Annotated in this window: 20 protein-coding genes; 9 read left to right on the top strand and 11 right to left on the bottom strand. The window is 75.0% G+C overall.

Going from position 1 to position 25,692, the window contains the following annotated elements; translation table 11 throughout:
* Nucleotides 1–11 precede the first annotated feature (11 nt).
* The 9 genes from CAE01nite_RS09765 to CAE01nite_RS09725 all read right to left on the bottom strand — a co-directional run bounded on the left by CAE01nite_RS09765 (nucleotide 12) and on the right by CAE01nite_RS09725 (nucleotide 14,186).
* Nucleotides 12–860 (bottom strand): sulfurtransferase, encoded by an 849-nt coding sequence (locus CAE01nite_RS09765; protein ID WP_146903392.1) that lies wholly within the window; start codon nucleotides 858–860, stop codon nucleotides 12–14.
* On the bottom strand, nucleotides 857–1,561 hold the full coding sequence (locus CAE01nite_RS09760; protein WP_146903389.1) for a helix-turn-helix transcriptional regulator: 705 nt from the start codon (nucleotides 1,559–1,561) through the stop codon (nucleotides 857–859). The genes CAE01nite_RS09765 and CAE01nite_RS09760 overlap by 4 nt, the downstream gene beginning before the upstream one ends.
* Before the next feature lie 187 nt (nucleotides 1,562–1,748).
* Nucleotides 1,749–6,803, bottom strand: coding sequence for a multicopper oxidase domain-containing protein (locus CAE01nite_RS09755; RefSeq protein ID WP_146903386.1), 5,055 nt, complete (start codon nucleotides 6,801–6,803; stop codon nucleotides 1,749–1,751).
* A gap of 233 nt (nucleotides 6,804–7,036) precedes the next feature.
* On the bottom strand, nucleotides 7,037–8,359 hold the full coding sequence (locus CAE01nite_RS09750; RefSeq protein ID WP_146903383.1) for an MGH1-like glycoside hydrolase domain-containing protein: 1,323 nt from the start codon (nucleotides 8,357–8,359) through the stop codon (nucleotides 7,037–7,039).
* A gap of 25 nt (nucleotides 8,360–8,384) precedes the next feature.
* Nucleotides 8,385–9,731 carry a glycoside hydrolase family 36 protein gene (locus tag CAE01nite_RS09745; protein WP_222595872.1) on the bottom strand — a complete coding sequence of 449 codons (1,347 nt, stop codon included), beginning with the start codon at nucleotides 9,729–9,731 and terminating at the stop codon, nucleotides 8,385–8,387.
* On the bottom strand, nucleotides 9,728–10,807 hold the full coding sequence (locus tag CAE01nite_RS09740) for a zinc-dependent alcohol dehydrogenase (protein ID WP_146903381.1): 1,080 nt from the start codon (nucleotides 10,805–10,807) through the stop codon (nucleotides 9,728–9,730). The genes CAE01nite_RS09745 and CAE01nite_RS09740 overlap by 4 nt, the downstream gene beginning before the upstream one ends.
* Nucleotides 10,808–10,816: 9 nt before the next feature.
* Nucleotides 10,817–11,764, bottom strand: coding sequence for a carbohydrate ABC transporter permease (locus CAE01nite_RS09735; RefSeq protein WP_146903378.1), 948 nt, complete (start codon nucleotides 11,762–11,764; stop codon nucleotides 10,817–10,819).
* Nucleotides 11,761–12,774 (bottom strand): carbohydrate ABC transporter permease, encoded by a 1,014-nt coding sequence (locus tag CAE01nite_RS09730; protein WP_246131124.1) that lies wholly within the window; start codon nucleotides 12,772–12,774, stop codon nucleotides 11,761–11,763. Before CAE01nite_RS09730 ends, CAE01nite_RS09735 begins: the two co-directional genes overlap by 4 nt.
* Entirely contained in the window at nucleotides 12,771–14,186 is a 1,416-nt protein-coding gene (locus CAE01nite_RS09725) for an ABC transporter substrate-binding protein (protein ID WP_146903375.1), read from the bottom strand. Before CAE01nite_RS09725 ends, CAE01nite_RS09730 begins: the two co-directional genes overlap by 4 nt.
* 234 nt (nucleotides 14,187–14,420) lie before the next feature.
* Between CAE01nite_RS09725 and CAE01nite_RS09720 the strand changes: the two genes are divergently transcribed.
* The gene (locus CAE01nite_RS09720; RefSeq protein ID WP_146903372.1) at nucleotides 14,421–15,572 is read left to right on the top strand and encodes an ROK family transcriptional regulator; all 1,152 of its coding nucleotides are present in this window, start codon (nucleotides 14,421–14,423) and stop codon (nucleotides 15,570–15,572) included.
* 17 nt (nucleotides 15,573–15,589) lie between these two features.
* Here the strand turns inward: CAE01nite_RS09720 and CAE01nite_RS09715 are convergent, their stop codons facing one another.
* Nucleotides 15,590–16,693, bottom strand: coding sequence for an AAA family ATPase (locus CAE01nite_RS09715; protein ID WP_146903370.1), 1,104 nt, complete (start codon nucleotides 16,691–16,693; stop codon nucleotides 15,590–15,592).
* 150 nt (nucleotides 16,694–16,843) lie between these two features.
* Here CAE01nite_RS09715 and CAE01nite_RS09710 point away from each other — a divergent pair, with 150 nt between their 5' ends.
* Nucleotides 16,844–17,698 (top strand): SRPBCC family protein, encoded by an 855-nt coding sequence (locus CAE01nite_RS09710; protein ID WP_146903367.1) that lies wholly within the window; start codon nucleotides 16,844–16,846, stop codon nucleotides 17,696–17,698.
* A gap of 140 nt (nucleotides 17,699–17,838) precedes the next feature.
* On the opposite strand, the gene CAE01nite_RS09705 is transcribed toward CAE01nite_RS09710, so the two are convergent.
* Nucleotides 17,839–19,278, bottom strand: coding sequence for a PAS domain S-box protein (locus tag CAE01nite_RS09705; protein WP_186816495.1), 1,440 nt, complete (start codon nucleotides 19,276–19,278; stop codon nucleotides 17,839–17,841).
* Nucleotides 19,279–19,462: 184 nt separating this feature from the next.
* Between CAE01nite_RS09705 and CAE01nite_RS09700 the strand changes: the two genes are divergently transcribed.
* The 7 genes from CAE01nite_RS09700 (at nucleotide 19,463) to CAE01nite_RS09670 (ending at nucleotide 25,660) form a co-directional block, all read left to right on the top strand.
* The gene (locus tag CAE01nite_RS09700; protein WP_146903361.1) at nucleotides 19,463–19,675 is read left to right on the top strand and encodes a hypervirulence associated TUDOR domain-containing protein; all 213 of its coding nucleotides are present in this window, start codon (nucleotides 19,463–19,465) and stop codon (nucleotides 19,673–19,675) included.
* A gap of 87 nt (nucleotides 19,676–19,762) precedes the next feature.
* Nucleotides 19,763–20,935, top strand: coding sequence for a LolA family protein (locus tag CAE01nite_RS09695; RefSeq protein ID WP_146903358.1), 1,173 nt, complete (start codon nucleotides 19,763–19,765; stop codon nucleotides 20,933–20,935).
* A gap of 14 nt (nucleotides 20,936–20,949) precedes the next feature.
* Nucleotides 20,950–21,918, top strand: coding sequence for an ABC transporter ATP-binding protein (locus tag CAE01nite_RS09690; protein ID WP_146903356.1), 969 nt, complete (start codon nucleotides 20,950–20,952; stop codon nucleotides 21,916–21,918).
* On the top strand, nucleotides 21,905–22,822 hold the full coding sequence (locus CAE01nite_RS09685; RefSeq protein ID WP_146903353.1) for an ABC transporter permease: 918 nt from the start codon (nucleotides 21,905–21,907) through the stop codon (nucleotides 22,820–22,822). The genes CAE01nite_RS09690 and CAE01nite_RS09685 overlap by 14 nt, the downstream gene beginning before the upstream one ends.
* A 108-nt stretch (nucleotides 22,823–22,930) precedes the next feature.
* Entirely contained in the window at nucleotides 22,931–23,848 is a 918-nt protein-coding gene (locus CAE01nite_RS09680; RefSeq protein WP_146903350.1) for a pentapeptide repeat-containing protein, read from the top strand.
* A gap of 92 nt (nucleotides 23,849–23,940) precedes the next feature.
* Nucleotides 23,941–24,339: a YciI family protein gene (locus tag CAE01nite_RS09675; protein ID WP_146903347.1), complete on the top strand. Its 399-nt coding sequence runs from the start codon at nucleotides 23,941–23,943 to the stop codon at nucleotides 24,337–24,339.
* A complete protein-coding gene (locus CAE01nite_RS09670; RefSeq protein ID WP_146903344.1) occupies nucleotides 24,317–25,660 on the top strand; it encodes an RNA polymerase sigma factor in 1,344 nt (447 codons plus the stop codon). The genes CAE01nite_RS09675 and CAE01nite_RS09670 overlap by 23 nt, the downstream gene beginning before the upstream one ends.
* Nucleotides 25,661–25,692: the final 32 nt, after the last annotated feature.

Here is a 25,692-nt window from a genome sequence, read left to right as displayed (position 1 = left end):
CGCCGCGCCCTCTAGCGCTCCACCGGCACGTCGACGAGGCTGCCGTACTCGGCCCAGCCGCCGTCGTAGTTGCGCGCGCGCCCGTGCCCGACGACCTCGTGCAGTGCGAACCACAGCAGCGAGCTGCGCTCCGCCAGCCGGCAGTACAGCGCCACCTCGGTGTCGGGCTCCACGCCGCGGTCGGCGAACATGGCGCGCAGCTCGGGCAGGGGACGGAACCGGTGCGTCGCCTCGTCCAGCACGTCGATCGAGTCGAGGTTGCGGGCACCGGGCATGTGGCCGGGCACCCGGTGGCGCTCCACCGGCAGGTCCACGCCGCGCGCACCGTGCCCCTCGTACTCGATCTGGGTCCGGCAGTCGAGCAGCGCGGTCCCGGGCAGCCCCGGGACGAAGCGCTGGAGGATGTCGTCCCGGCTGGCTCGGACGGACGACACGGGGGACGGCTCCGGGTAGTCGGCCGGGGCGGGCTCCGGCACCTCCGTGCTGAGCGGCCGGCCCTCCACCTCCCACGCCCGCCGGCCGCCGTCGACCAGGCTGAGCGGCCCGTGGCCGTAGTAGCGCAGCAGCCAGAAGGCGCTGGCCGCGTAGGTGTTGTGCGCGTCGCCGAGCAGGACGACGTGCGTGGTCGGGGTCACCCCGAGGCGGCCGAGGAGGGCGGCGAGCGCCGGTGCGTCCGCGAAGCCGCGGCGCACCGGGGCGTGCAGGTCGTCCAGCCAGTCCACGGGCAGGGCGCCGGGGACGTGGCCGTCGTAGTAGCGGGCCGCCTCCCCGTCCACCTCCAGGACCCGGACGCCGGGGTCCGCCGCGTGCTCCGCGAGCCACGCGGTCGACACGAGCGACCTCACGACGTCGGCGGTCATGACGTCACGCTCCGCGACGACGACGCGGGATGCGGCCGGGGGACGGACGCATCCGGACCCGGGGCCGTCACCGAGAGCAACCCCAGACGGTCCGCCCGCAGCAGCGCCTCGGTCCGGCCGGCTGCGCCGAGCTGGGCGTACAGGGCGCTCAGCAGGCGGTACATCTCGCGGGGGGAGTACCCGGCCGTCCGGGCGAGACCGGCGACGGTGGCGCCGTCGGCCAGGGCCCGGAGCCACCCCGCCTCACGGGGGGCCACGGTCACGGCCGGCGACGGCGCGGTGGACCCGTCGCCGGACAGGGCCCGGGCGGCCGACCGGGGCAGACAGCTCAGCTCGCGCCACGCCCCGGCGACCGCCACGGCGACGTCCTCCTGCGGTGCGGACTCGGGGAGGACGGCGGTGCACGTCTCCATCAGCTCGCGGTACCGGCCGGGCGTGGGGTCCGTGGCGAGGACGACGCACGCGGCCTCCGGGGCGGCGCGCATCACCGCTGCTCGCGCCCGCTGCGCCGGCGGGTCGTCCCCGGTCACCACCAGCACGTGCGGTCGCCTGCCGGTGACCCACTCCAGCAGCCGGTCGGGCTGCGCGATCCGGTAGCCCTGCCGTTCCAGGGTGCCGCGCACGCGGGCGCGGGTGGTCGGTTCGGTGAACAGCACCACGACCTCCAGATCGTCTTGGGTCGACGCTGACAGATCCCTCATGTTTTGCCCCCTTGCCCGGCTGTCGCGCCGGACGTCGCGCCGTGCTGCCCGGTCCCACTGTGCCGGACCCGGCGTCGTCCCACACGGCGTCATCCCCCACGCCTGCCCGGCGGCCTCGGTCCGACCGAGGCCGCCGGGTGGGCGCTGGCCGCTCAGCAGGCTCAGCAGTCCAGGGGCGGCCTGCCGGTCACCGGATCCTCGGCAGGTCGGCCTGGGTGGTGCTGTGCACCCGCAGCAGCCCCCACAGCCCGGCGTTGGTCTGGTTCGCCTGGTTGCCGTCGCGGTAGAGGAAGTCGCCGCTCGTGCCACGCGGCCCACCGGCCCCGCCCACGAGGTCGTGGGAGGACGCCTGGCTGGCGACCAGGAGACCCCGCGCGCTCACGACCGTCGACGCCGGGTCCGCAGGCTGGTAGTTCCAGCCGTGCCCGCCCAGCACGAACGTGTGCGCGCGTCCCCGGTCGCTGCTGGCCAGCAGCCGGATGCGGACCGGGTCCCCGACGTAGGCACGGATCACCGGTGTGGCCGGGTCGCCGTGGACGACGGAGCTGAAGACGTTCGACTGCGCCGGGTCCTTGGCGAGGCGAGGCGCGAACCGCTCCGTGCGGTAGCTGACCCCGCGGTTGCCGAGGTCGTACGGGTCGTCGACCGGACCGGCCGGGGCGATGGCCGCCCCCGAGGCGGTGCGGAGGTTGAGCCCGTCCTGCCACTCCAGGGCGTGCTCGCGGTACACCTGCGGCTTGCCGGCGGCGTCGGTCCACCGGATCACCGCGCTCGCGCCGGTGGTCACCGGGGCGCCGGTCTGCGGGTGGGTCCAGGTCGAGCCCTTCGGCTCGACCAGCAGCCCGCCGTGCAGCCCGTGGTGCCGGTGGCCGCGACGGTCGCCGAAGTCGGCGAGGGTGACGCTGGCACCGGCCAGCTCCTCGGGCACGTACCAGTACTGGGTGATCGACTGCCCCGGCGCCACGGTCTGGTCGAAGTTGTGCCCGACCGTGGCTCCGTCGGCCCGCTTGACGTCGTACTCGAGCAGCGCGGCGTGGATCGACACCCGGTTGCCGGACGGGAACGGGGCGTCCGCGGGGAGCGGGACGTCACCGGTGTGCGCCGGCAGGCCGCCGGCGGGGAGCCTGTTGGTCAGCGTCACCGCGACGCAGTCGCCCGCGTTGGCCCGGATGAAGAGCGGCTCGGTGGGCTTGGTCCCGGCCCGCACCGCGGCCTCGTCCGCGCTCAGGACGTACAGCGCACCGGCGGGGTCGTGGTCCCCGGTCTTCGCGTTGTAGACGATGTCCTTGTTGATCGCCGCCACGTCGTAGGTGCGCAGCGGGGAGCCGACGGGGCACGTGTTGACCGCGTTCGGCGGCTTGGCGTTGAGCGCCTGGCCCGGCTGGAGCGCGGGCCACGGGGTGGCCGCCGCTGCGGGCGCACCGCGGTCGGGCAGGGGCTGCAGGTCGCCCACGGCTCCGTCCGGCACCCGGAAGATGCCCCACATGCCCAGCCACTGGTCGTCCAGCGGCGTCGAGCCGTAGAGGTAGTCACCAGGGCGTCCGGCGCCACCGGCCAGGATGCTGGGAGCACCGTTCGCCTGGTCGTTGCGCGCCTGCTTGAGGGTGCTGTCCGCCGTGCGGGACTTGCGACCGACGCGGGCGCCGCTCACCTCGTAGTTGTAGTACTCGGCCACGGACAGGCTCTGGTTGTCCACGATCGTGGAGCGGGCGTTGTCCGGCTCGTTCAGCCACCGGTGCCCGTGCACGTTGAAGGTGTGGACCTCCTCGTGGCTCCCGTCGACGTTGCGGACGACGACCGGGTCCTTGGTGTAGGCCCGGAACACCGGGGTCGACGGGTCGCCGTGCACGGTGGAGGAGTAGACGTACGCCGGGTCGCCCTTGGGCCCCGCCACGCCCTTCTTCACCCGGATCTGGAACGGCTCGTTGCGGTAGTTGAGGGCGTACCCGCCCTGGTCCGCGCCGTAGTCGTCCACGGCGGGCGGCGGGTTGACCGGGTCGCCGGCGCCGCCGTCCTTCCACATCGGGATGCGGTCCTGGTGGAAGACGCTGATCTCGCGGAAGTCCGGCCCGCTGGCGGAGCGGATGTCGGCGACCGTCCCGGTGCCGTCGGTCGGCGCGCCGGTCCTCGGGTCGTGCCAGGTCGCGTCGGCCGGCTCCACGTGCAGCGCGGCGAAGAGGCCCTTCTGCTGGTGCAGGTTCGCGTACTGGTGGTCGTGGAAGAACACCGTGCGCAGCGGCTGGTCGATGAACCACCGGTAGCCGTAGGTCTGGCCGGGCATCGCGGACGAGCTGTAGTTCCACCCGACGCTCGTGCCGTCGGAGGCGAGCTCGTCGAACTTGACCAGGTGCACGTGGGTGGAGACCTCGCTGGTCTCCTCCTCGTGCATGTAGTCGCCGTCGAGCCGGTTCACGTGGTCGAGGGGCACGGCCGGGTCCTCGTCGAGGTGGAGGTCGTTGGTGGTGAACACCTGGACGCACTCACCGAGCCGGGCGCGGATCGTGAACGGCTCGGGTGCTGAGGTCCCGGCCCGGACGGCGGCCGCCTGCGACTCCTCCACGTACACGCGACCCTGACGGTCGGTCCAGCCGGCGCTGTTGTACCTGATGGGCACGTCCACGACGTGCGGGCGGTAGGTGCGGGTCGGGGCGCCCGCCGGGCACGGGTCGATGTAGCCGTTGCCGGGCTTGGCCGGGTCGAGCGCCGGCAGGCCGGCCGCCTCGAGCGCCGTGGGGCCGCGAGGGGCGTCCCCGGGGCGGCGGATCGCGGCGAACTGGTCCTTCACGACGGCGTTCGGCGCGCGGTACGCCCGCTGGGCGAAGTCGCCCTTGACGAACAGCGGGAAGCCGGGCTGCGCGGCGGTCGGGGCCGCGGTCTGGCCCACGCGGCTGGGGAGCTCGCGCAGCGCCTGGATGGGCGTGCCGTCCGCGTAGGACTGGGTGCCGTTGCGGAGCTTGTCGAAGATCCGCAGGTGGCCCCACATGCCCTGGGCGAAGTGCGGGTACAGGTGGCAGTGGAAGATCGAGTCACCGGCGGTGCGCTGGGTGCCGCCGGCGCCGCCCTCGATCTCCATCCGGTAGCCCTCGCCCGGACCGATGGACTGCACGTCGTTGCGCGGGGAGTCGGGGTTGTTGGGGTCCTTGAACCAGCGCTGGGTGTGCTGGTGCCACGGGTGGCTCTCCTTGGCGCCCGGGTGCACGACGTGGAACTGCACGGCGTCACCGACGTAGGCCTTGGGGATGAGGTTGTCCGAGTCGACGGTGATCTTGCCCTCGGCCGCCTTGCGGACGAGCTTGCCCTCGTCGCCGAACACCCACGACTGCAGGTGCGACTCCTCGTTCAGGCACTTGGCGCCCGGGTCGTCCACGACCCGGTCGAGCTCGGGCACGTAGCCGTCGCAGAAGTGGTCCGCCGGGGTGAAGACCTTGCCGTTGGGCAGCGTGATGGTCTTGGCGACGCCGTTCGGGTTCTCCGGCGTGACGGTCCCGCGGTGCTCCAGGATCGCGCGCATGCGGTTGCGCAGGGGCTCGGAGCGGTAGTTGATGCCGAACGTCGAGTCCGGCAGGCCCGTGGTGGGGTACGTCGGCTGGTTGCCGTTGCGGTCCTTGACGTCCTCGTTCTCGTCCATCAGCACCATGGCGTACGACCGCAGCGCGCCGGTCGGGGTGACGACGTCGGCGTAGGTCTGGGTCTCGACCGCGCGTCCGCCGGCCAGCAGGTCGGCACCGGTGGTGGAGTTGCGCCACACGGAGCCCTTGGGGTGCACGACGACGGCGCCGTACAGCCCGTCCTGGACGGTGGTGTGGCGGGGGTCGGCCGTGTCGACGTTGGCGATGTCGCTGATCGGTGCCTCGCCCTGCTTGTCCGCGTACCAGGTGTAGGTGCGGGAGCCGCCCGGGGCGACGGTGGTGTCCGGGTTCTTGCCGACCCGTGCGCCGTCGGAGGCCTCGGGGTCGAGCTGCACCAGGCCGTCCGGGTGGACGCCGACGCGGCGGGTGAGGTCGTTCTTGAGCACCACGGTGACGCAGTCGCCGACGTTGGCGCGGATCACGAGGGGCTGGGTGAGGTTCGGGTTCGCGAGCATCTGGGTCTTGCCGACCCGGGCGTCCTTGCCCTGCAGCGCGTAGATCGTGCCGTCCGGGAGCCGGTCACCCCACCCGTTGAGGGGGATCGAGATCCGGAACGCGGAGATGTCGTAGGTGATGGAGCGCGACCCTGCGGGGCAGACCCCGGCGCTCGACGCCGCCTGCGCGGTCGGCATCATGACCAGGGAGACACCACCCACCGCGAGGGCGACGACGCCCGCCACCGCCGCGCGGCGGGGACGCGCGGGGCCGGCCCGCCGGGCGAGCTCGGTCCGCACCGCCCGGCCTGCGCCGACGGTGACGCTGGCGAGCATCGCGACGAGCACCGTGGCCGGCAGTGCCAGGACGAACACCTCGGCGGCGTGCGCGACGGGGCCGTTGACCGGCTCCTCGAACAGCAGCCCGTGGCCGGGGCTGGCCACGGCCAGCGCGAGCGCCGCGACCCCGCCGCGTCCGGCGGCGGACGCCGTGGCCGAGCGGCGCAGCCCGCGGACGGCGGCGCCCCTGCGGGCGGCGGCGGCGGACACCGCGCCGCCGGCCAGCAGCGCCGCGAGCACGACCGGGACGGCGAGCAGGCCGTCCCGGAGCCAGTGGGTCAGCGCGCTCATCCCGGCCATGTCGTGGTGGCCGCGCGCGGAGGTGGGAGCGGCCGCCGCGGCGGCGTCGTCCGTGCCGTTGGTGGGCAGCGAGGGGCCGTCCATCTGACCGGAGAGGATCGCCATGGCGGTGTGGTCCACGTGACCGCCGGCATCCGTCGGCGCCGGGGCGGCAGCGGCGGCCGGGTCGGCGTGGTCGTGCGGTGCGGCAGCGGCGGCGGGGTCGGCGTGGTCGTGCGGTGCGGCAGCGGCGGCAGGGTCGGCGTGGTCGTGCGGTACGGCGGCGGTGGCGGGGTCGGCGTGGTCGTGACCGGCCGCGGCCGTCCCGGTCGCGATCGCCGGGGGAGCCGCGAGCGCGGGGTCGACGTGCTGGTGGACGGCCCCGTCCGGGCCGCCGGGGTCCGGCGGCCTCGCGGCCGTCTCGTGGGGGGCGGCCTGGGCGGTCGGCTGCAGCCCGTGGGCGAGCTGGAGCCAGCCGACCGTCCCGAGAGCGAGCGGCACGCTGAGCGCGAGGGCGGGGAGGAGCAGGGCACGGGACGAGCGGCTGCGGACAGCGGGCATGACGGTCTCCAGGCAGGAGCGAGCATGGGAGGGGGGGCCGCGGGGTCGGGCTGTCGACCACGGCGGCGATATGGACGACGGTAGGTCGACGCGCGTCGCACGGGACGGCCGGGAGGCCCCTGGACGCTCAACCTGGCAGACGTGTGCCACGCGCAGATCGACGCCTTGCGCGCTCGCCACGATGGCGCACAATGTGCGGCGGTCCGTCGGTCGCACGCCGGGCGGGCTCGCGGCTACGCGGGCCCCGCCACCCCGCCGTCGGACGCCTCGAGGTCCAGCGCGAGCGCGGCCGTCCAGCTGAAGCTGCGGGCCCCGTGGGGGGCGCCGGTGAACGGGTGGACGTACTCGGGGAACCCGTGCTCGACGGCCAGCCGTCGCGTGTGCGCGGACAGCGCGTCCGCGGTGCCCGTCCGCCCGTGCCGGCGCAGCCCCTGGACGACCAGCCAGGTCATGTTGAACCAGGCCGGCCCGCGCCAGTACTGCGAGGGCCGGAAGTCGTCCGCGGTGACGTCGTAGCTGGGCACCATGAGCGGGTCGTCGCCCAGGAAGCGTGGGCCGTCCAGCGTCGCCAGCACCTGCTCGGCGTGCGGGAGGTCGGCGAGCAGCAGCGGCGTGAGCCCCGAGACGGTCGCCTTGCGGATCGGCTCGTCCCGCACGACGTCGTGCGCCACGTACAGCCCGAGCCGGTCGTCGTAGAGGCTCTCGAGCGCGGCGGTGATCGCGGCGGCCCGGGCCAGGTGCGGCTCGGGGTCTGCGCCGGCGACCTCGGCGATGCGGGCGAGCGCCTCCTCCGAGGCCGCCCACAGCGTGTTGAAGGTGGGGTCCTCCGCGACGAACCGGTCCAGCCCGTCGGTGTCGTCGCAGCCGCGGTCGCGGTAGTGCTCGGCGAGCCAGAAGTACTTGCCGTACTCCTTCTGGCTCGGCCGCTCGGTCAGGTCCGCGTGCTGGAGGTCCGGACGCCCCAGCACGGTCGTCGGGGTCCCGGGCACGGGCGCCAGAGCGCCGTCCCACAGCGGGAGGTTGTCCATCCCGGACTCCCACGGGTGGATGACGCTCGCGAGCCCCCGTCCGCCGTGGTCCCGGCGCGTGCGCAGGTACTCGTGCCAGGCGACGAGGCGCGGGTACAGGCGCGGCAGGAAGCCGCGCGCGACCGACGCGGCGGTGTCCGCCTGGTGCACCAGCCAGGCGGCCCACGCGTGGTTGGGCGGCTGCACCAGCCCGGCCGTGGGGACGGGCGGCGGCGGGTCGATCCGCGGCGACGCCCAGAACGAGGCACCGGGAGCGTAGTCGTCGTCGCGCCGGACGTCGTAGACGATCTGCGGGATCCGCCCGTCCGCCCACTGCCCGCGGGTGAGGGACTCCAGCTCCTGCTGGGCGCGGGCGGGGGCGACGTGCCGCAGCCCGACGGCGATGAAGGCCGAGTCCCAGCTCCACTGGTGCGGGTACAGGCCGGTGGCCGGCAGCGTGTGCGAGCCCGTCCAGTTCCTCTCCAGGACGCGCACGGCGGCCGATGTCAGGTCCGAGGGCGTCCTGCCGGAGGAGGTCGCGGCGCTCATCGTCCGCACCGGGTGCCAGGACACGTCATGGTCGGTGCTCCAGTGGTGGCGGGGCCGGGACGGTGTGCGGGAACGGCGTCGGCGGTGGCGCGGTGGCGAGCAGCGTGCGGGTGGTCTCCAGCCCCCACGCGTCGAGCTCGGCGATGCGGTCCGAGCAGGACCGCAGGCCGCCGTACCGCTCGACCACGTGGGCCCACCTCTCGCGCAGCGCGTAGGACGCGCGCATGACCACGCAGTCGGGGTCGTTGACCCAGAGCCGCCCGTGCTGCCAGGCACGCGCCGTCGTCGCCATCTCCCCGCGCAGCCCCCGGGACCCGTCCTGGGCGTCCACGTGGAAGGTGTCGGGGGAGACCCGCATCGCGTCCACGAGCCCGACGCTGGGCAGCAGGGGGGCGCCGCAGCCGACGAGGTAGGCGTCGGGGCCGACGGCGTCGCGGACGAGCTCCAGCCCGGACCGGTACGCCGCCACGGGCGTGACCGTGGGGTCGTGCCGCGGTCCGGGTGCGGTGCCGCCGTAGAGGAAGTCGAGCTTGAAGTAGTCGAAGCCCGCCTCGCGCAGTGCGCGGAACGCGTCCCCCAGGTACCGGCGCGCGCCCGGGTGCGTCAGGTCGACGCCGTGCAGGCTCTGCCCCCAGTTGACGCCGGCGTCGCCGACCAGCCAGTCGGGGTGCTCGCGGGCGAGGTCGCTGCCCGAGCCGGCCAGGAACGGTGCGACCCAGATCCCGGCGCGACGTCCCGCCGCGCGGATGGTGCCCGCCAGCCGGGGCAGCGACGCGAACCGGGCGGACGGCGTGGTCCAGTCGCCGATCCCGGACTGCCACCCGTCGTCCACCTGGACGACGTCGACCGGGAGGTCGTGCCGGCCGATGGCCCCGAGGTTCTCCACGACGTCGGCCTCGGTCACCTCGAGGAAGTACCGGTACCAGGAGCACCACACCGTCGGGGCCGCCCGCGGCACCGCGCCGGCCTGGGCGGCGTACCGGTCCCCGAAGTCGGCGAGCCCCGCGGTCGCGTCGCGTGCCGTCCGGGCCGTCACGCCCCCGTCGGCGGTCACCACCAGGCGGTCGCCTACTAGCTCGGCGCGGATCGACGGCACGTGGTCGGGGGAGAAGCCGGCGCCGTAGACGCGCACCGGGTCACCCGTGCCGGGGTCGAGGACCAGCAGCCCTGAGCCCTGGAACCCCCGCCCGGGCAGCTCGGCACCGGCGCGATAGCGCATCGTGTGCTGCCAGTCCCGCCGCGGCCGGCGTGACGTCTCGTCCGCGCGGTACCAGGTCGTGGGGCTCCAGCTCTGCCAGCCCTCCTCGTACACCCGCGCCCGGTCAGGGTCGACCCGCACCTCGTCGACCGTGCGGAGGCCGCCGGTGCTCACGCGAGGTCAGCCCCGGTCGGGCCGGCTGCCGGGTCGCCGTCGAACCGCAGGATCACCTGCAGGGTCTCGCCCCCGCCGCCGTCGAGCCGCGCGAAGGCCTCCGCGACCCGGTCGGCGTCCAGCACGTCGGTGACCAGCGGCCGGACGTCGACCGCGCCGGACGCGACCTGCGCCATGAAGACCCGGACGAGCCGCTCGTGGTCCCACCGGGGCCCCAGCGCCGCCGGCGTGCCGCCGATCTGGCTCGCGACGATCCGGACGCGGTTGTGGTGGAACTCCTCACCGAGCCGCAGTTGCTCCCCGCCGCCCTGGTAGAAGCCCGACGCCACGACGGTGCCGTCCGGGACGACGGAGCGCACCGCCTCGTGCAGCGCGCGGTAGCTGCCGCTGAGCTCGATGGCGACGTCCACGCCGGCGTCGCCGGTCACCGCACGGACCCCGACGCCGGCACCCCCGGGCGCGGTCACCGGGACGACGGCGGTCGCTCCCATGAGGCGCGCGAGCGCGAGGCGGTGCTCGAGGCCGTCCACCGCCACGACGTCGCCGCCGCTGAGCCGGGCCAGCCGGGTCGCGAGCAGGCCGATCACGCCCTGCCCGAAGACGGCGACCCGCTCGCCGAGGTGCACGTCGGCGGCGAGCACCGCGTTGAGGGCGATGGCGCCCACCCGCGCGAAGACCGCGTGCAGCGGGTCCAGGCCCGCCGGGACCTGCCGAGCCGCCAGGGACGCGGCCGGGACGACCGCGTCGCTGCGGTGGCCCCAGACGCCGTGGACGACCTCGCCCACCGCGGGTGCGCGGACGTCGTCGGCCGCCTCCACGACCTCGCCGACCTCGGAGTAGCCCCAGCCCGCCATGGGGTAGGCGACGCTCGGGTCGCCGTCGAGGAACAGCCGGCGCCCGGTGTCCCAGGCCTTCGTCAGGTACGGGTTGGAGCCGCGGTACGCGGTCAGCTCGGTGCCCGCCGAGATGCCCGAGTACCACGTGCGCACCCGCACGGCCCCCGGCGTCAGGGGCTGGGGCTCGCACGGGACGAGCCTGACGACCCCGGGCGCGGAGAGCTGGACGACGCTGGGCACGGCTGCGCGTCAGCCCTTCTCCGCGCCGGCCGTCAGCCCGCCGACGAGCAGCCGCTCGCTGGCGAAGAACAGCACGACGATCGGCAGCGTGAGGATCACCGACCCGGCCATGAGCACGGTGGTGGGGACCTCGATGCTGCCGGCGAGCTGGGACAGGCCCAGCGACACCGTCCAGCGGTCGCGGCGCTCGACCAGGAACAGCAGCGCGAACAGGAACTCGTTCCACGCGATCATGAAGACGAACAGCCCGTTGGACACGATCGCGGGCATCGCCAGCGGCAGGGCGATCTTGCGCATGACCTGCAGGCGGGTGGCGCCGTCGATCGCGGCGGCCTCCTCCAGGCTCACCGGGATGGTGTCGAAGTAGTTGCGCAGCATGTAGATCGTCACGGCCGCGACCTGCGCGACGTAGACGACCAGCAGCCCCACCAGCGAGCCGCGCAGGCCGATCCGCGTGAAGAACACGAACAGCGGGACCGCGAGCAGGATCGCGGGGAAGAAGTAGACCGCCAGGAACAGCGCGCTGATCCGGCGCCGCCCGAAGAACTCCAGGCGGCTGACCGCGTACGCGCCCGGCACCGCGACCAGCATCGACAGGGCCACCGTGGCCAGCGCCACGACCAGGCTGTTGCCGATGAAGGTGAGGAACCCCTGGCCGCCGGACTGCACGGAGCGGAGCACGTCGGCGTAGGTGTCCGGGTCCACCTGGTCCGGTGGCACCCACAGGGCGCCGGGGTCGCGCAGGACGGCGTCCAGCGGCCGCAGCGACAGCACCACCATGTAGTAGAAGGGGAAGACCGAGACGAGCAGCAGCACGACGACCACGAGAGGCCGCAGCAGGCGGATCGTGGCGTTCTCCACCGCGTCCCGGGACAGGCCACCGCCTGCCGACCGTGGGCGCCGGCTGCGGCCGCCGTCGACGGCGGTGCGGGCGGGAGGGGTCCGGGTGGTGCTCATGCCACCTCCTCCGGTCGGCCGAAGAGCTTGAGGTACGCCGTCACGGCGACCGCGAGGATCGCGGCGAGCACGAGGGACTGCGCCGCGGCGGCGCCGATGTCCCCGCGCGCGGTGAGGAAGTCGAAGACCCGGACCGAGACCACCTCGGTGCCCGCGCCGCCGCCGGTCAGCAGGTAGATGTCGTCGAAGTTGTTGAACGTCCAGATGAAGCGCAGCACGCTCAGGACGGCGATGGTCGGCAGGAGCTGCGGCATGAGGATGTGCCGCAGCCGCTGGGTCGGCGTGGCGCCGTCCACCCGCGCGGCCTCGTCGAGGGTGTCCGGGACGGCCTGGAGCCGCGCGGTGAGGAAGAGGAACGCGAACGGGAAGGACCGCCACGCCTCGAACGCGATGACCGTCAGCAGCGCGGTGGGGACCGAGACGTCCAGCCCGAGCAGGGAGACCTCGTCGGACCGCGAGCTGAGGAAGGCGACGGGCTCGTCCCAGCCGAGCAGCCGGGTCCCCCAGTGGTTCACGACGCCGAACTGCGGGCTGAGCATCGTCGTCCACACGAACGTCGCCGCCACGACGGGCGCGACGTACGGGAGCAGGAGAGCGGCCCGGATGACCCCCCGGCCGCGGAACGGGTGGCGCAGCGCCAGCGCCGCCACGAGGCCGACGAGGATGGCGCCGGCGGTCCCCAGCACGGAGTAGAGGACCGTCGTGAGCAGCGACTCGGCGAAGCCGGACGACGTCAGCACGTCGACGAAGTTCTCCACCGTGTAGTCGCCGATGATCCCGGTGGTGCGGAGGTTGAGCAGCCGCACGGACTGGAACGCGAGCGAGACCGTCCACAGGACCGGCAGCACCACGACCGCGACGACGATGACGACGGTCGGCGTGATGAGCAGGAGCCCGGTGCGGCTCTCCTCCCGACCCCGGGCGGACCTGCGCCTGCGGGGCCCGCGGGGCGACGGCGCGCCGGGGGCCTGGCCCCCGGCCACGACCGCCGGCCCCGCGATCTGGCTCACGAGACCGATTCCTGGATCTCACGGGCGGCCTCGGCGGCCTCCGTCGCCGCGTCCTCGGCAGGCGTCCCCTGCGTGACGTCGTTGACCGCGGTCGCGACCGGCTGCTCGCCCTGCAGCGCGCCGAGCAGGTCGCCCTGGCCCTGCGGCAGGGCCCACCGCGCGATGCGCTCCGGGCCGGTGCCCAGCTCCTCGAGCACCTCCGGACCGTAGAACTCCGACAGCGGGGCCTTCCGGTCGACGCCGACCTCCATGTCGCCCCACGCGTCGGAGTATTCGGTGGGGTTGTCGGAGGTGCCCAGCCGCACCGGGACCTTGCCCTCCGGCGCGATTTCGATCCACGGCAGGTACCCGTCGGAGAGCATGTACTGGATGAGCTGCTGGGCGGGCTCGGAGTCGGCCCCCGCGGTGACGGTCCACGAGGTGATCTCGCCGAACTGCGCGGGCTCGCTGCCGCCGGGACCCTCCAGGGCCGTGACCACGGCGCTGTTCTTGGCCAGGAAGGCCGGGTCCGCCGCGCACTCGGCGCAGGACGGCAGCGCCTCGTCGCGCAGTCCGGCCATCTCGTCCAGGATGAAGCTCGACCAGATGAACATCGCCGCCTGCCCGGCGAAGTACGTGGCGCGCACGGTGTCGACGTCCTGCGCTCCGGGCACCGAGTAGTTCTGGATGAGGTTCCCGTAGAAGTCGAGCGCCTCGACGCACTCGGCGCTGTCGAGCTGGATCTCGCCCTCCTCGTCGACCAGCTGGCAGCCGTTGCCGAGCGCGACATGCTCGAACGTCTGCTCGGTGAAGGCGTCGCCCGGCGCCGTCGCACCGACGAAGCCGGCGACCTCGGGGGAGTGGAGCGCCTCGGCGGCCGCCAGCACCGCCTCGTAGGAGGTCGGTGCGTCCAGGCCGGCCGCCTCGAACAGGTCGGTCCGGTACACGAGCAGCTGCAGCCACGACTCGCTCGGGATGGCGAGCTGGGTGTCGCCGTCGGAGGTCAGCTCGATCGCGCTCTCGGCGAACGTGTCGGCGCCGAGCTCCTCGAGCACGGCGCCGACGGCGTCCGTGTCGACCAGCTCGTTGGCCGAGAGCGTGCGCACCTGGGGCAGCGAGATCCCGCCGATGACGTCGGGGAGGTCACCTGCCGCCGCGGACGACGTGAGCAGCTGGTCGAACTGGTCCTCGGCGACGGGGATCAGCTCGACCTCGACGCCGCTCGCGGCGGTGAACTCGTCGACGATCGCCTGCGTCGCGGCGACCCGGTCGGGCAGGTCCTCCTGGATCCACAGGGTGATGCTCCCGCCGGCCTCGTCGGTGCCGTCCCCGCCGTCGCCGCCGCCGTCGTCACCACCGCCGCTGCAGGCGGCCAGTGCGGTGACGGCCACCAGGCCGGCGGCAGCGAGGGTCCGTCGTCTCGTCCGTGTCATCGCCGAGCTCCTTCTCGGTGCGGCAGGTCGAGCCTCGACGCTCCGTCGCGCCGGCGCGCGGACCGTCGTCGGCCGCGTCGACCCTCCTGCACATCAGCCACGACGCTAGCGACGCTATGCATAATGGTCGAGCAGAAGACGCCCACGCGTTGCGCAAACGTGACGTGGGCGTCGGGCCGCTGTGCCGCAGGTCCCCGGTGGACGTGGGACCGCACGACGACGCGGAGGTGCGCCATGCCGTCCGGCCCCGGCGACGTGTTCGAGCTCATCCGGCACGGTCGCGCACGCACGAGGGGGGACCTCCTGGGCCTCACCGGGCTGTCCCGGATGACCGTGGCCCAGCGCGTGGACGTGCTGCTGGCCGCGGGGCTGATCCGCGAGGCCGGGTCCGAGCGGGCGTCCGGCGGGCGCCGCCCCGCGCGGCTGGAGCTCGACGTCACGCACTCGGTCGTCATCTCCGCGACGGTCGACACCACGCACTCGCGCACGGCGCTGACGGACCTCTCCGGCCGCATCCTGGCCGACCGGCAGCTCGACGTCGCCGTCGAGGACGGCCCGGAGGCGGTGCTGTCCGGGATCGCCGGCGCCGCACGCGACCTGCTGGACGGTCAGGGCCTGCCGGCCGCACGGGTCAGCGGGTTCGGCATCTCGGTCCCCGGTCCGGTGGACCCGGCGACGCTGCGGCCGAGCCAGCCGCCGATCATGCCGGGCTGGGACGCCTACCCGGTCGCCGAGCACCTGCACGACGGCTTCGGCGTCCCCGTCCTCGTCGAGAACGACGCCAACGCGATGGCGCTGGGGGAGTACTCCTCGGGGTACCTCGACTGCCGGGCGCTGTGCCTGGTCAAGGTCTCCACCGGGATCGGCACCGGCATCGTCATCGACGGCCGCGTCTACCAGGGGATCGACGGCGGGGCGGGGGACATCGGCCACGTGCGGCTGTCCGGGCACGACGACGCCGTCTGCCAGTGCGGCGCCCGCGGGTGCCTGGCCGCGGTCGCCAGTGGACGCGCCGTGGCCCAGGCGCTGACCGCGGAGGGGATCCCGGCCGCCTCCGGGCGTGACGTCCGCGCGCTGCTGTCGCGCGGCGACGTCGCGGCGACCCGCCGCACCCAGGAGGCGGGCCGGGTGATCGGCGGCGTCATGGCGACGGTGGTGTGCCTGGTCAACCCCGGGGTGCTGCTCGTCGGCGGCGCGCTGGCGTCGTCGGCGCTGATCAGCGGTGTGCGCGAGACGCTGTACCCGCGCTCCCTGCCCCGCGCGACCCGTCACCTCGAGGTGCGGCTCGCCTCGCTCGGGGAGGACGCCGGGATCGTCGGCATGACCCGGATGGTGGTCGACCAGGTGTTCGCCCCCCGCGCGGTCGACGCGATGCTGGGCGCCTGAGCCCGCCGTCCCGACGGTCAGCGCTGCGGCCACGCCCACGCCGGACCGTCCAGCGACGGCTGCCCGGCGATCGTGGTAGCACCCCCGGACTTCTCCAGCTCGACCAGTCGCGCCTGCGGCCGCAGGGCACGGACCAGGTCGGGGGAGTGCGTGACGACCACGACCTGGCTGCGCTCGGACGCGTCGACGACCAGGGCGGCCAGGGCGGGCATGAGGCTCGCGTGCAGGCTGGACTCGGGCTCGTTGAGCACCAGCAGGCCGGGCGGGCGGGGCGAGAGCAGTGCCGCGGCGAGCAGCAGGAACCGCAGGGTCCCGTCGGACAGCTCGGCGGCTCCCAGGGGCCGCCGGATGCCCGGCTGGCGCAGGGCGAACCGGCACCCGCCGTCGTCGTCCTCGGTCGTCAGCAGGGCCGAGCCGTCGAAGGCGGACGCCACGGCGTCCTGCAGCGCCTGCGCCCACCCGATCCGCTCGATCGTCAGCAGCGCGGCCGCGAGGTCGTCCCCTCCCGCGGCGAGCACCGGGGTGAAGGTCGCCACCCCGGGCCTGCGGGCGTCGGCGCCGGAGTCGGTCCGGAAGTGGTCGTAGAACCGCCACCGCGTGGCCTGCTGCCGGATCGCGTACAGCTCGGGGGTCTGCGACGGGTCGGCGAGCGCCGACATCAGCGACTCGTGGTCGCCGACCGTCCAGGGCGCCGCCTGCCACACGCCGTCGGCGTCGCGGGTCCGCACGCGCGGGCCGCGGCGCTCGGCGAGCAGGGTCGCCGGGCGCAGCACCGGCCCCGCCCACACCGCCTCGGTCTTGACCTCCGGGTCGAGGTGGAACGGCCCCAGCGGCGGCAGGCCCAGGTCGATCGCGTAGGACAGCTCGTCGCTGGCGAACCCCAGGCGCATGGCCACGGGGCCGCGCTCGCGGACGCCCGCGTGCAGCGCGGACCGCATCCCGCCCTCCTTGGCGAGGGTCGAGATGGCACCCTCGCGCACGAGGTCCGCCAGCAGGCGCAGCGCACGGTAGACGCTCGTCTTGCCCGTGCCGTTGGCGCCGGTGACGACGTTGAGCGTGTCGAGCTCGGTCACCACGTCCCGCAGCGACCGGTAGTTCTCGATCGCGACGGTGCGCAGCATGGCCGCACCCTAGCGGCCGGTGCAGGCCGGTCCCGAGCGGCGACCTGCTCGGCGCGCGAGCGCCGACGCCTTCGGCCATGCTGGACGGGCACGGTACCGACGGGGCAACGAGGTGACGCCTCGTCATCGAGGTCAACGTGAGGAGAGGTCATGACGACGAAGGTCGAGAAGTCGATCCTGGTGAACGTGCCCGTGAGCGTCGCGTACAACCAGTGGACGCAGTTCGAGGAGTTCCCGCACTTCATGGGCGGTGTCAAGAAGGTGACGCAGCTGACCGACGACCGCCTGGAGTGGGTCGCCGAGATCGCCGGCGTGAAGCGTCAGTGGGAGGCGAAGATCCTCGAGCAGGTCGTCGACCAGAAGGTCGCCTGGGCCGCCTCGGAGGGCGCCACCAACGCCGGGTCCGTCACGTTCGAGGACCTCGGTGGCGGTCAGAGCCGCGTGCACCTGTCCCTCGAGTACGAGCCCGAGGGCATCGTCGAGAAGATCGGCGACAAGCTCAACATCGTGGAGAACCAGGCGGAGTCGGACCTGGAGCGGTTCAAGGCCTTCATCGAGGCGGAGGGCTACGCCAGCGGAGCCTGGCGCGGCAACGTGAACGCCGGCGCGGACGTGAACCCGGGCATCGAGCACGCGTCCGCCTCCCAGGGCGACAAGGGCCACGCCGGGGTGTCCGGCAAGGCCGCCGCCGTGGGCCTCGGGGTCGCGGCCGCCGCCGCGGCCGCCGTGGTCGCGTCGAAGAGCGGCGACAAGGAGGAGACCGTCGAGACGGACGTCGTCACGACGGTCGAGCCCGTGCCGGTCGACACCGTGACGCTGCCCCCGGCGACCACCACCCCGGAGCCGCTCGGCACCGTGGGCTCCGCCCCCGTGCTGGACCCGGTCACGGCGACCGCGCCGGGCGCCACGCCGGCCCTGGACGACGTGAACGACGGCCGCGAGCTCGGCACCGGCGCCCTGGTGGACGACCGGGACCTGACGGACGACGGCCGCGACCGGCTGTGACCGGCTGAGCCGGTCGACGACCGGGACGTGACGGACCGAGGGGAGCGGCGCGAGCCGCTCCCCTCGATGCGTCCGGGGCGAGGCGCGGGGGCCGCTGCCGACGGGCGGTGGGACGTGCGGGCGGTGAGAGGTACCGGTGGTCAGACGGCCCGGCGGTCGGACGCCCCGGCCACCTCGTCGACCGGCTCGATTGACGCGACGTACATCGAGCGCCCCCCGGTGGCGGTCGACCGCTCGATCAGGAGGCGGCAGAGCACCTCGCTCCCGTCGGCGCGCAGCACCGGGACCGTGACAGGGACGCCCAGGACGTGCACCTCGCCGGTGCTCAGGTGGCGGGTGAACCCGGCGACGTGCGCCTCGCGGAACCGGGGCGGGACCAGCACGACGATGCGGCGCCCCACGAGCTCCTCGGGAGCGCAGCCCACGAGCCGGGCGAGCGGCTCGCTGACCGCGACGATGCGGTTGGAGTCGTCCCCGGCCGCCACGCACGCGGACGAGCACCGCACCGTGAGCAGGTCGAACGCCTCGAGGTCGTCGCCCTGGCGTGGGTGCACCTCCCGGGTGAACCTCTCCTGGTCCGCGCCGGGCCAGGCCGCGGGCTGGACGCCGGCGAGCTGGGCGACGACCTGCTCGCACGCCCAGTCCCGCACCGCCACGACCTCCGCGAGCCCCGGCCGTGCGAGCAGGTGGCCGGTGCGCGCGAGGTGCTCGGCGGCGTCCAGCGTGTCCTGCATCGCGGCGAAGTCGCCGCCCGCCTCCAGCGGGATGTCCAGCGTCAGGTCGACGGGGGCGTTCTCCCAGGGCCCCTGCGTGGTGCCGTCGGGCGGCTCGGCCGCCTGGGTCCGCCGTCGCCGCTCGACCGCCGCCACGACCGCGCCGGACAGGGTGGAGCGCGCGCGGTCGGTCGCCACGACGTCGACGGCGAGCTCGTCGTGCCAGGCCGCGTAGAGGGCGAGCTCGCGCAGCAGGGCGTCGTGGTGCTGTCGCGCGGCGAGCCACAGGCCGGACGGCAGGCCGAGCAGCTGCACCTCGCGCGTGCGGACGGGCCCCGGGGCGGGCGCCTGGCGGCGGGTCGGCAGGTCGGCGTCCCACTCCGCGGCGTCCCAGACGGAGGTCAGCTCGTCGTCGGTGCGGTGGTCGTGGTCGACGCCGACCGTGAACCACATCGTCTTGCCGGCGGTGCCGGCGTCGGTCACGCCGTGCTCGTCGGTGAGTGCGGCGACCAGCGCCAGGCCGCGTCCCGTCGTCGCGTGCGGGTCGTAGTGGCGCCGGCTGGGGAGCGTGGGGTTGCGGTCCCGCACCTCGACCCGCACCACGTCCCCGACCTCGACCGTCACGTCGATCGTGGTGTGCGCGTGCAGCACCGCGTTGGTGACGAGCTCGGTGCAGGCCAGCTCGGCGGCGTCCAGGCACTCCAGGCGCCCTGCCCCCGCGAGGACCTGGCGCAGCAGGTCGCGGGCGTGGGCCGGGCTGGAGGGGTCCGGGGCGAGGGTCACGGTGCGCCGGGGCGCGCCTGCGGACCGGGCGTCCGGACCGCTGCGGGACGTCCCCGGGGCTCGCCCCTCGTCGACCCGTTCCACGCTCGCCACGGTAGTCGACACCCCGCGACAGGGCCGGACGGGCGGACGTGACGTGCACCGCGGCCGGCCTCGCGGGCGGCGGCCGGCCGGAGCATGATGACCGGGGCCGGTCGCTCGCCCGACCCGACCGCCGCACCCCGGAGCCCGAGACACCCATCAGCCCGACCCCACCCTGGAGGACCACATGGCCGACGACGAGCTGCACCCCGGCGACGCGGTGACCTGGAAGAGCCATGGCGGCACCGCCGAGGGCAAGGTCGAGAAGAAGATCACGGAGGACACCGAGGCGGCCGGCCGCACGGTCCGCGCCTCGAAGGACGACCCGCAGTACCTGGTCAAGAGCGACAAGAGCGGTGGCGAGGCGGTGCACAAGCCGTCCGCCCTGCACAAGGAGTGACCGCCGCGCGAACGGCCGCGCGACGCCGTGGGCGAACCGCCCGCCCGCGCTCTCGACGCCTGCCGCTCGCGGGGTGAGGATGGGGTCATGACCACCCTCACGCGCCCCGGCCTACGCTGGGCCGTCCCCACCGGCGTCGCCGCGCTCGTCCTCGGGGGCGCCGTGGCCGGGCCCGCCCTGAGCGCCTCGGCCGAGGTCGAGCTGCCCGAGCGGTCGGCCGCCCAGCTGCTCACCGACCTGCAGACGGCGGACGTGGACGCGTTCTCCGGGACCGTCCGGCACCACGCGGACCTCGGCCTGCCCGTGCTTCCGGGCGGCATGGGTGGCGGTGAGCACAGCACCGACCTCAGCGCCCTGCTGGACGGCACCACGGAGCTGCGCGTCTGGGCCGCGGGGCACAAGGGCCGGGTGTCGCTCGAGGGCCGGCTCGGTGAGTACGGCATCGTCACCGACGGCGCGGACCTGTGGACCTGGTCCAGCGACGAGAACGCCGCCACGCACGTGGCGCTCCCCGACCACGACGGCGACCCGGCGTGGTCGCGCGAGGTCCCGCCGGTCACGCCGGAGCAGGTCACCCAGGCCGTCCTCGACGCGCTGGAGCCCACCACGACCGTCACGAGCGGCCCCAACGACACCGTCGCCGGCCGCGCCGCGTACGAGCTGGTCCTGGAGCCGGCGACGAGCGGGTCGCTGATCGGCTCCGTGCGGATCGCGGTCGACGCGGCCGAGCACGTGCCGACCCGCGTGCAGGTGCTGCCGGCGGGGTCGTCGGTGCCGGCCCTGGAGGTCGCGTTCACCGAGCTCAGCTTCGCCACCCCGGCCGACGACGTCTTCGCCTTCACCCCGGCGCCCGGCGTCAGCGTCGAGGAGCACTCCCTCGAGGGCCACACGCGCGCGGGCCACGACGGTGCGGGCGAGCACGGCCTCCCCGGCGCGGCGCCCGCCGACGGGGCGTTCCCGGGTGCCGCCGCCGGTGACCGGGTCGCCGTCGTGGGCGAGGGCTGGTCCGCCGTCGTGGTGTCGGCGCTGCCCGACGGCGCCGACCTCACCGACCTGCTCGGCGCCGAGGGCGCCGGTCGCGACGCCGGCGCGTTCCTCCAGGCGCTGCCGCGGGTCGAGGGTTCCTGGGGCAGCGGCCGGCTGCTGACCTCCCGGCTGGTCTCGGCCCTGCTCACCGACGACGGCCGGCTGCTGGTCGGCGCCGTCGACCGCGCCACCCTCGAGTCGGCCGCGGGGGACCCCGCCGCCGCGCTCGGCTGACCGGCGCCCACCGCGTGACGGTCCTGGACACACCCCCGGGCCAGGCGCCCGGGGGCCTGGCCATCTCGTCCCAGGGGCTGACCAAGCGCTTCCGCTCCGGTCAGGTCGCGGTCGACGGGGTCGACCTCGCCGTCCCCACCGGCTCGGTCTACGGGTTCCTCGGGCCCAACGGCTCGGGCAAGACGACGACGATCCGCCTGCTGCTCGGGCTGCTGCGCCCGACCGGGGGGTCGCACCGGATCCTCGGCGAGGCGATGCCGGACCGGTCCGCGTCCGTCCTGCCGCGGGTCGGCGCGCTGGTCGAGGGTCCGGCGTTCCACCCGTACCTGTCCGGGGTGGACAACCTGCGCCGGATCGACGCCGCCGACCGCACGGTCGACCCGGCCACCGCGGCCGCACGGATCGAGGTCGCGCTGGAGCGGGTCGGGCTCGCCCACGCCGCCGGCAAGCGGTACCGGCACTACTCGCTCGGCATGCGGCAGCGGCTCGGGATCGCGGCGACGCTGCTGCGCCCACGCGAGCTGCTCGTCCTGGACGAGCCGACCAACGGCCTGGACCCGCAGGGGACCCGGGAGGTGCGCGCGCTGCTCCTGGAGCTCGCCGCGGCCGGCACGACGGTCGTCCTGTCCACGCACCTGCTCTCGGAGGTCCAGCAGGTGTGCACGCACGTCGGCGTCATGCACCGCGGCCGGCTGGTGGCGCAGGCGCCGCTGGACGAGCTCGCCGCCCGCTCCGTGGCCCGGGCCGCGGTGCGGACCCCCGAGCCGGCTCGCGCGTCGCAGGTGCTGGCCGGGCTCGGCGTGGCGGACGTGCGCGTGGACGGCGACGCGGTGAGCGGGGACCTGCGGTCGCTGGCGCCCGAGGCGGTCGTCGCCGCGCTCGTCCACGCCGGCGTGCCGGTCCGCGGGTTCGAGGTGCGGTCGGCCGACCTGGAGGAGATGTTCGTCGAGCTGACGGGGGAGGGCTTCGATGTCAGCGGCTGAGCAGCGGACGGCCGCGGACGTGGGGGACCCCGCCCCGGGGCGCGGGGCGACGCCCGCACGACGGTCACCGGCACCCGCCACGACCGCGGTGCGCGGCGGGTGGCTGCGCTTCCTGCGCTCGGAGCTGTGGCTCGTCTACGGGCGCCGCCGCAACTGGGTGGGCGCGCTGGTGCTGGCCAGCGTGCCGGTCATCATCGCGGTCGCCGTCCGGGTGTCGCCGCCGTCCGGGGGCGGCCCGGGCTTCTTCGACCTCATCACCGCCAACGGGCTGTTCGTCGCGCTCGCGGCGCTGACGCTCGAGCTCCCGCTGTTCCTGCCGATCGCCGTCGCCACGATCGCCGGGGACGCCGTCGCGGGCGAGGCCAACCTCGGCACGCTGCGGTACCTGCTCGTCGTCCCGGTCGACCGGACCCGGCTGCTCGTGGTGAAGTTCGCGGCGCTGGTCATCTTCACGGTCTCCGCGACGCTGCTGGTCGCCGCCGTGGGCGCCGTCATGGGGCTCGTGCTGTTCGGCGGTGGGCCGATGCTCACGCTGTCCGGGACGACCGTGAGCTTCGCCGCCGGGCTCGGCCGGCTGGCGCTGGTGTGCGCCTACCTCAGCATCTGCCTGGTGGCGCTCGGCGCGATCGGGCTGTTCATCTCGACCCTCACCGAGCAGCCGATCGGCGCGACCATCGCCGTCCTGGTCCTGACCCTGGCCAGCCAGATCATGGACGCGATCCCGCAGCTGTCGGCCATCCACGAGTACCTGCCCACGCACTACTGGCTGGCGTTCGGGGACCTGCTGCGTGACCCGATCGCCCTCGACGGCCTGGAGCCGGGCATCGTCAGCGCGCTGGCCTACACGGCCGTCTTCACCACGGCCGCCTGGGCCCGGTTCACCACGCGCGACATCAGCTCCTGACCGCCCAGGACGGCCTCGGCCCGTCCTGCCCTGCGCTGCCCTGCGCTGCCCTGCGCTGCCCTGCGCTGCCCTGCGCTGGCGTGCGCCGCCCTGCGGGAGACTGACCCCGTGCCCGACGTCCCCGAGCCCACCGCCCCACCGGCGGACCCGCGCCGCGACCCGGGCCTGCGGGCCGACTGCGCGCGCTGCGTCGGGCTGTGCTGCGTGGTCCCGGCGTTCGCGGCGTCGTCGGACTTCGCGATCGACAAGCCCGCCGGCACCCCGTGCCCGCACCTGGCGGAGGACTCGCGCTGCGGCATCCACACCGAGCTGCGCCCGCGCGGGTTCCCCGGGTGCGTCGTCTACGACTGCTTCGGGGCGGGCCAGAAGGTCACCCAGGTCGTCTTCGGCGGGCGTGACTGGCGCGAGGGCCCCGCGGTGGCGGCCGGGATGTTCGCGGTGTTCCCGGTGGTGCGCCGCCTGCAGGAGCTGCTCCGGTACCTCGCCGAGGCGCTCGCCGTGGTGGGGGGCAGGACCGACGGCGCGGCCCTGCGCGGCGCCCTGGCCGATGCCGTCGAGCGGACCGACCGGCTGTCGTGCGGGACGCCGGACGAGCTGCTCGCCCTGGACGTCGACACGCTGCGCGCGGAGGTCGCCGTGCTGCTGCGCGAGGCGAGCGCGCTGGTCCGCGGTGACGTCCCGCCGCGCCGGCGGATGCGCGGCGCCGACCTGCTGGGAGCCCGGCTGAGCGGTGCGGACCTGCGCGGTGCGGACCTGGGCGGCGCGCTGCTGGTCGGCGCCGACCTGCGGGACTCCGACCTGCGCGGCGCGGACCTCGTCGGGGCGGACCTGCGCGGTGCGGACCTGCGCGGCGCGGACCTGACCGGGTGCCTGTTCCTCACCGGGTCCCAGCTGGAGTCGGCCCGGGGCGACGCCCGTACCCGGACCTCGCCGTCGCTCGACCACCCCGGCCACTGGGCGACGGGGGAGCGGGCGGTGCCGGTGGCCGCGCCGACCGTGCGGCGACCGCGGTCCCGCCCGCGCTGAGCCGGCGGCGGCGGGATGTCGATCCCGGTCCGGACCGTTCGTCCAGAGGGTGACAGGCCGGCACGAGGCCGGCCACGACGCAAGGAGCCACGATGTCCCAGTACCTGCTCAGCGTGTACCAGCCCGACGGACCCGCCCCGGCGGCCGCCGACCTCGAGAGGATCATGGCTGACGTCGACGCCCTGGACGCCGAGATGCGCTCCGCCGGGGTCTGGGTGTTCTCCGGCGGCCTGCACCCGGCGAGCACCGCGACGGTGCTGCGGCCGGCGGGCGACGAGGTGCTGATGACGGACGGACCGTACGCCGAGGCGCGCGAGCACCTGGGCGGGTTCACGGTCATCGACGCACCGCACCTGGACGCCGCCCTGGAGTGGGGGCGCCGGCTGGCGCGTGCCACCACGCTCCACATCGAGGTCCGGCCCTTCGTCGACGGCGCGGACGACCCGGCCGGCCCGCACGGCGTGGTCGATGCGGCCCACGCCGTCGGTTGACCCCGTGACGGAGGAGGTCGGGCCGCAGGTGGTGGCGGACGTGTTCCGTGCCGAGCACGGCCGCGCCGTCGCGGTCCTGACCCGGGCCTTCGGTGACCTGTGCGTGGCCGAGGACGCCGTGCAGGACGCCTTCGCCGCGGCACTCGAGCGGTGGCCGGCCGACGGGGTGCCGCCCAGCCCCACGGGCTGGATCCTCACCACGGCCCGCCGCCGTGCCATCGACCGCCTGCGCCGCGAGGCGTCCCGGCACGACCGGCACGCCCAGGCCCTGCTGCTGCACGCGCGCGACCCCCGCCCCGAGGAGGGACCCGTGCACGACGACCGGCTGCGCCTGCTGTTCACGTGCTGCCACCCGGCGCTGTCGCCCGCGGCCCGGGTCGCCCTGTCCCTGCGCCTGATCGGCGGGCTGACCACCCCGGAGATCGCCCGGGCGTTCGGCGTCCCGGAGGCGACCATGGCGCAACGGCTCGTCCGGGCGAAGGGCAAGATCCGTGACGCCCGCATCCCGTACCGGGTGCCGGACGACGCCGAGCTGCCGGACCGCCTCTCGGCCGTGCTCACGGTCGTGCACCTGATCTTCACCGAGGGGCACACGGCGACCGCGGGCGACGCACTGGCCCGCGACGACCTGGCCGCCGAGGCCGTCCGGCTCGGTCGCCTGCTCGCCGAGCTCATGCCGGACGAGCCGGAGGCGCTCGGGCTCCTCGGACTCATGCTGCTCACCCAGGCGCGCCGTCCGGCGCGTGTGACGGCGGGCGGCGACCTGGTGCTGCTCGCCGAGCAGGACCGTTCCCGGTGGGACCGCGCCCTGGTGGAGGAGGGGCAGCGGCTGGTGCGCCGCTGCCTGCGGCTGGACCGTCCCGGGCCGTACCAGCTGCAGGCGGCGATCGCCGCCGTCCACAGCGACGCGCCGGACGCCGCGGGGACCGACTGGCGGCAGGTCGTCCTGCTCTACGAGCACCTGCTGCGACTCGCACCCGGCCCGGTCGTCGAGCTCAACCGGGCCGTCGCCGTCGCGGAGGTCGACGGGCCGGCGGCCGGGCTGGAGCTGGTGGACCGGCTCGGGCTGCGGGGCCACCTGGTGCACGCAGTCCGGGCGGACCTGCTGCGACGCGTCGGGCGCACCGCCGAGGCGGACGCCGCCTACGCCGAGGCGATCGAGCGGTGCGAGAACCGGGTGGAGCGGACGTTCCTCGAGCGGCGGCGCGCCGAGCTGACCGAGGCGGGCCCGGAGCCCCCGGCCACGCCCGGGGCCGCCGGCAAGCCTCCACCGGGTGCACTCCCCGCAGCGCGGCGGTCCGGTCGACCAGCACCGAGATGAGCAGCTCCCCGTCGCCGTCGCCGTCCGGCACC

It is taken from the genome of Cellulomonas aerilata, from assembly GCF_007991755.1.
GTDB classification, from domain to species: Bacteria; Actinomycetota; Actinomycetes; order Actinomycetales; family Cellulomonadaceae; genus Pengzhenrongella; species Pengzhenrongella aerilata.
The sequence above is the reverse complement of the archived record's forward strand: the minus strand, read 5'-3'. Positions and strand labels throughout refer to the sequence as shown.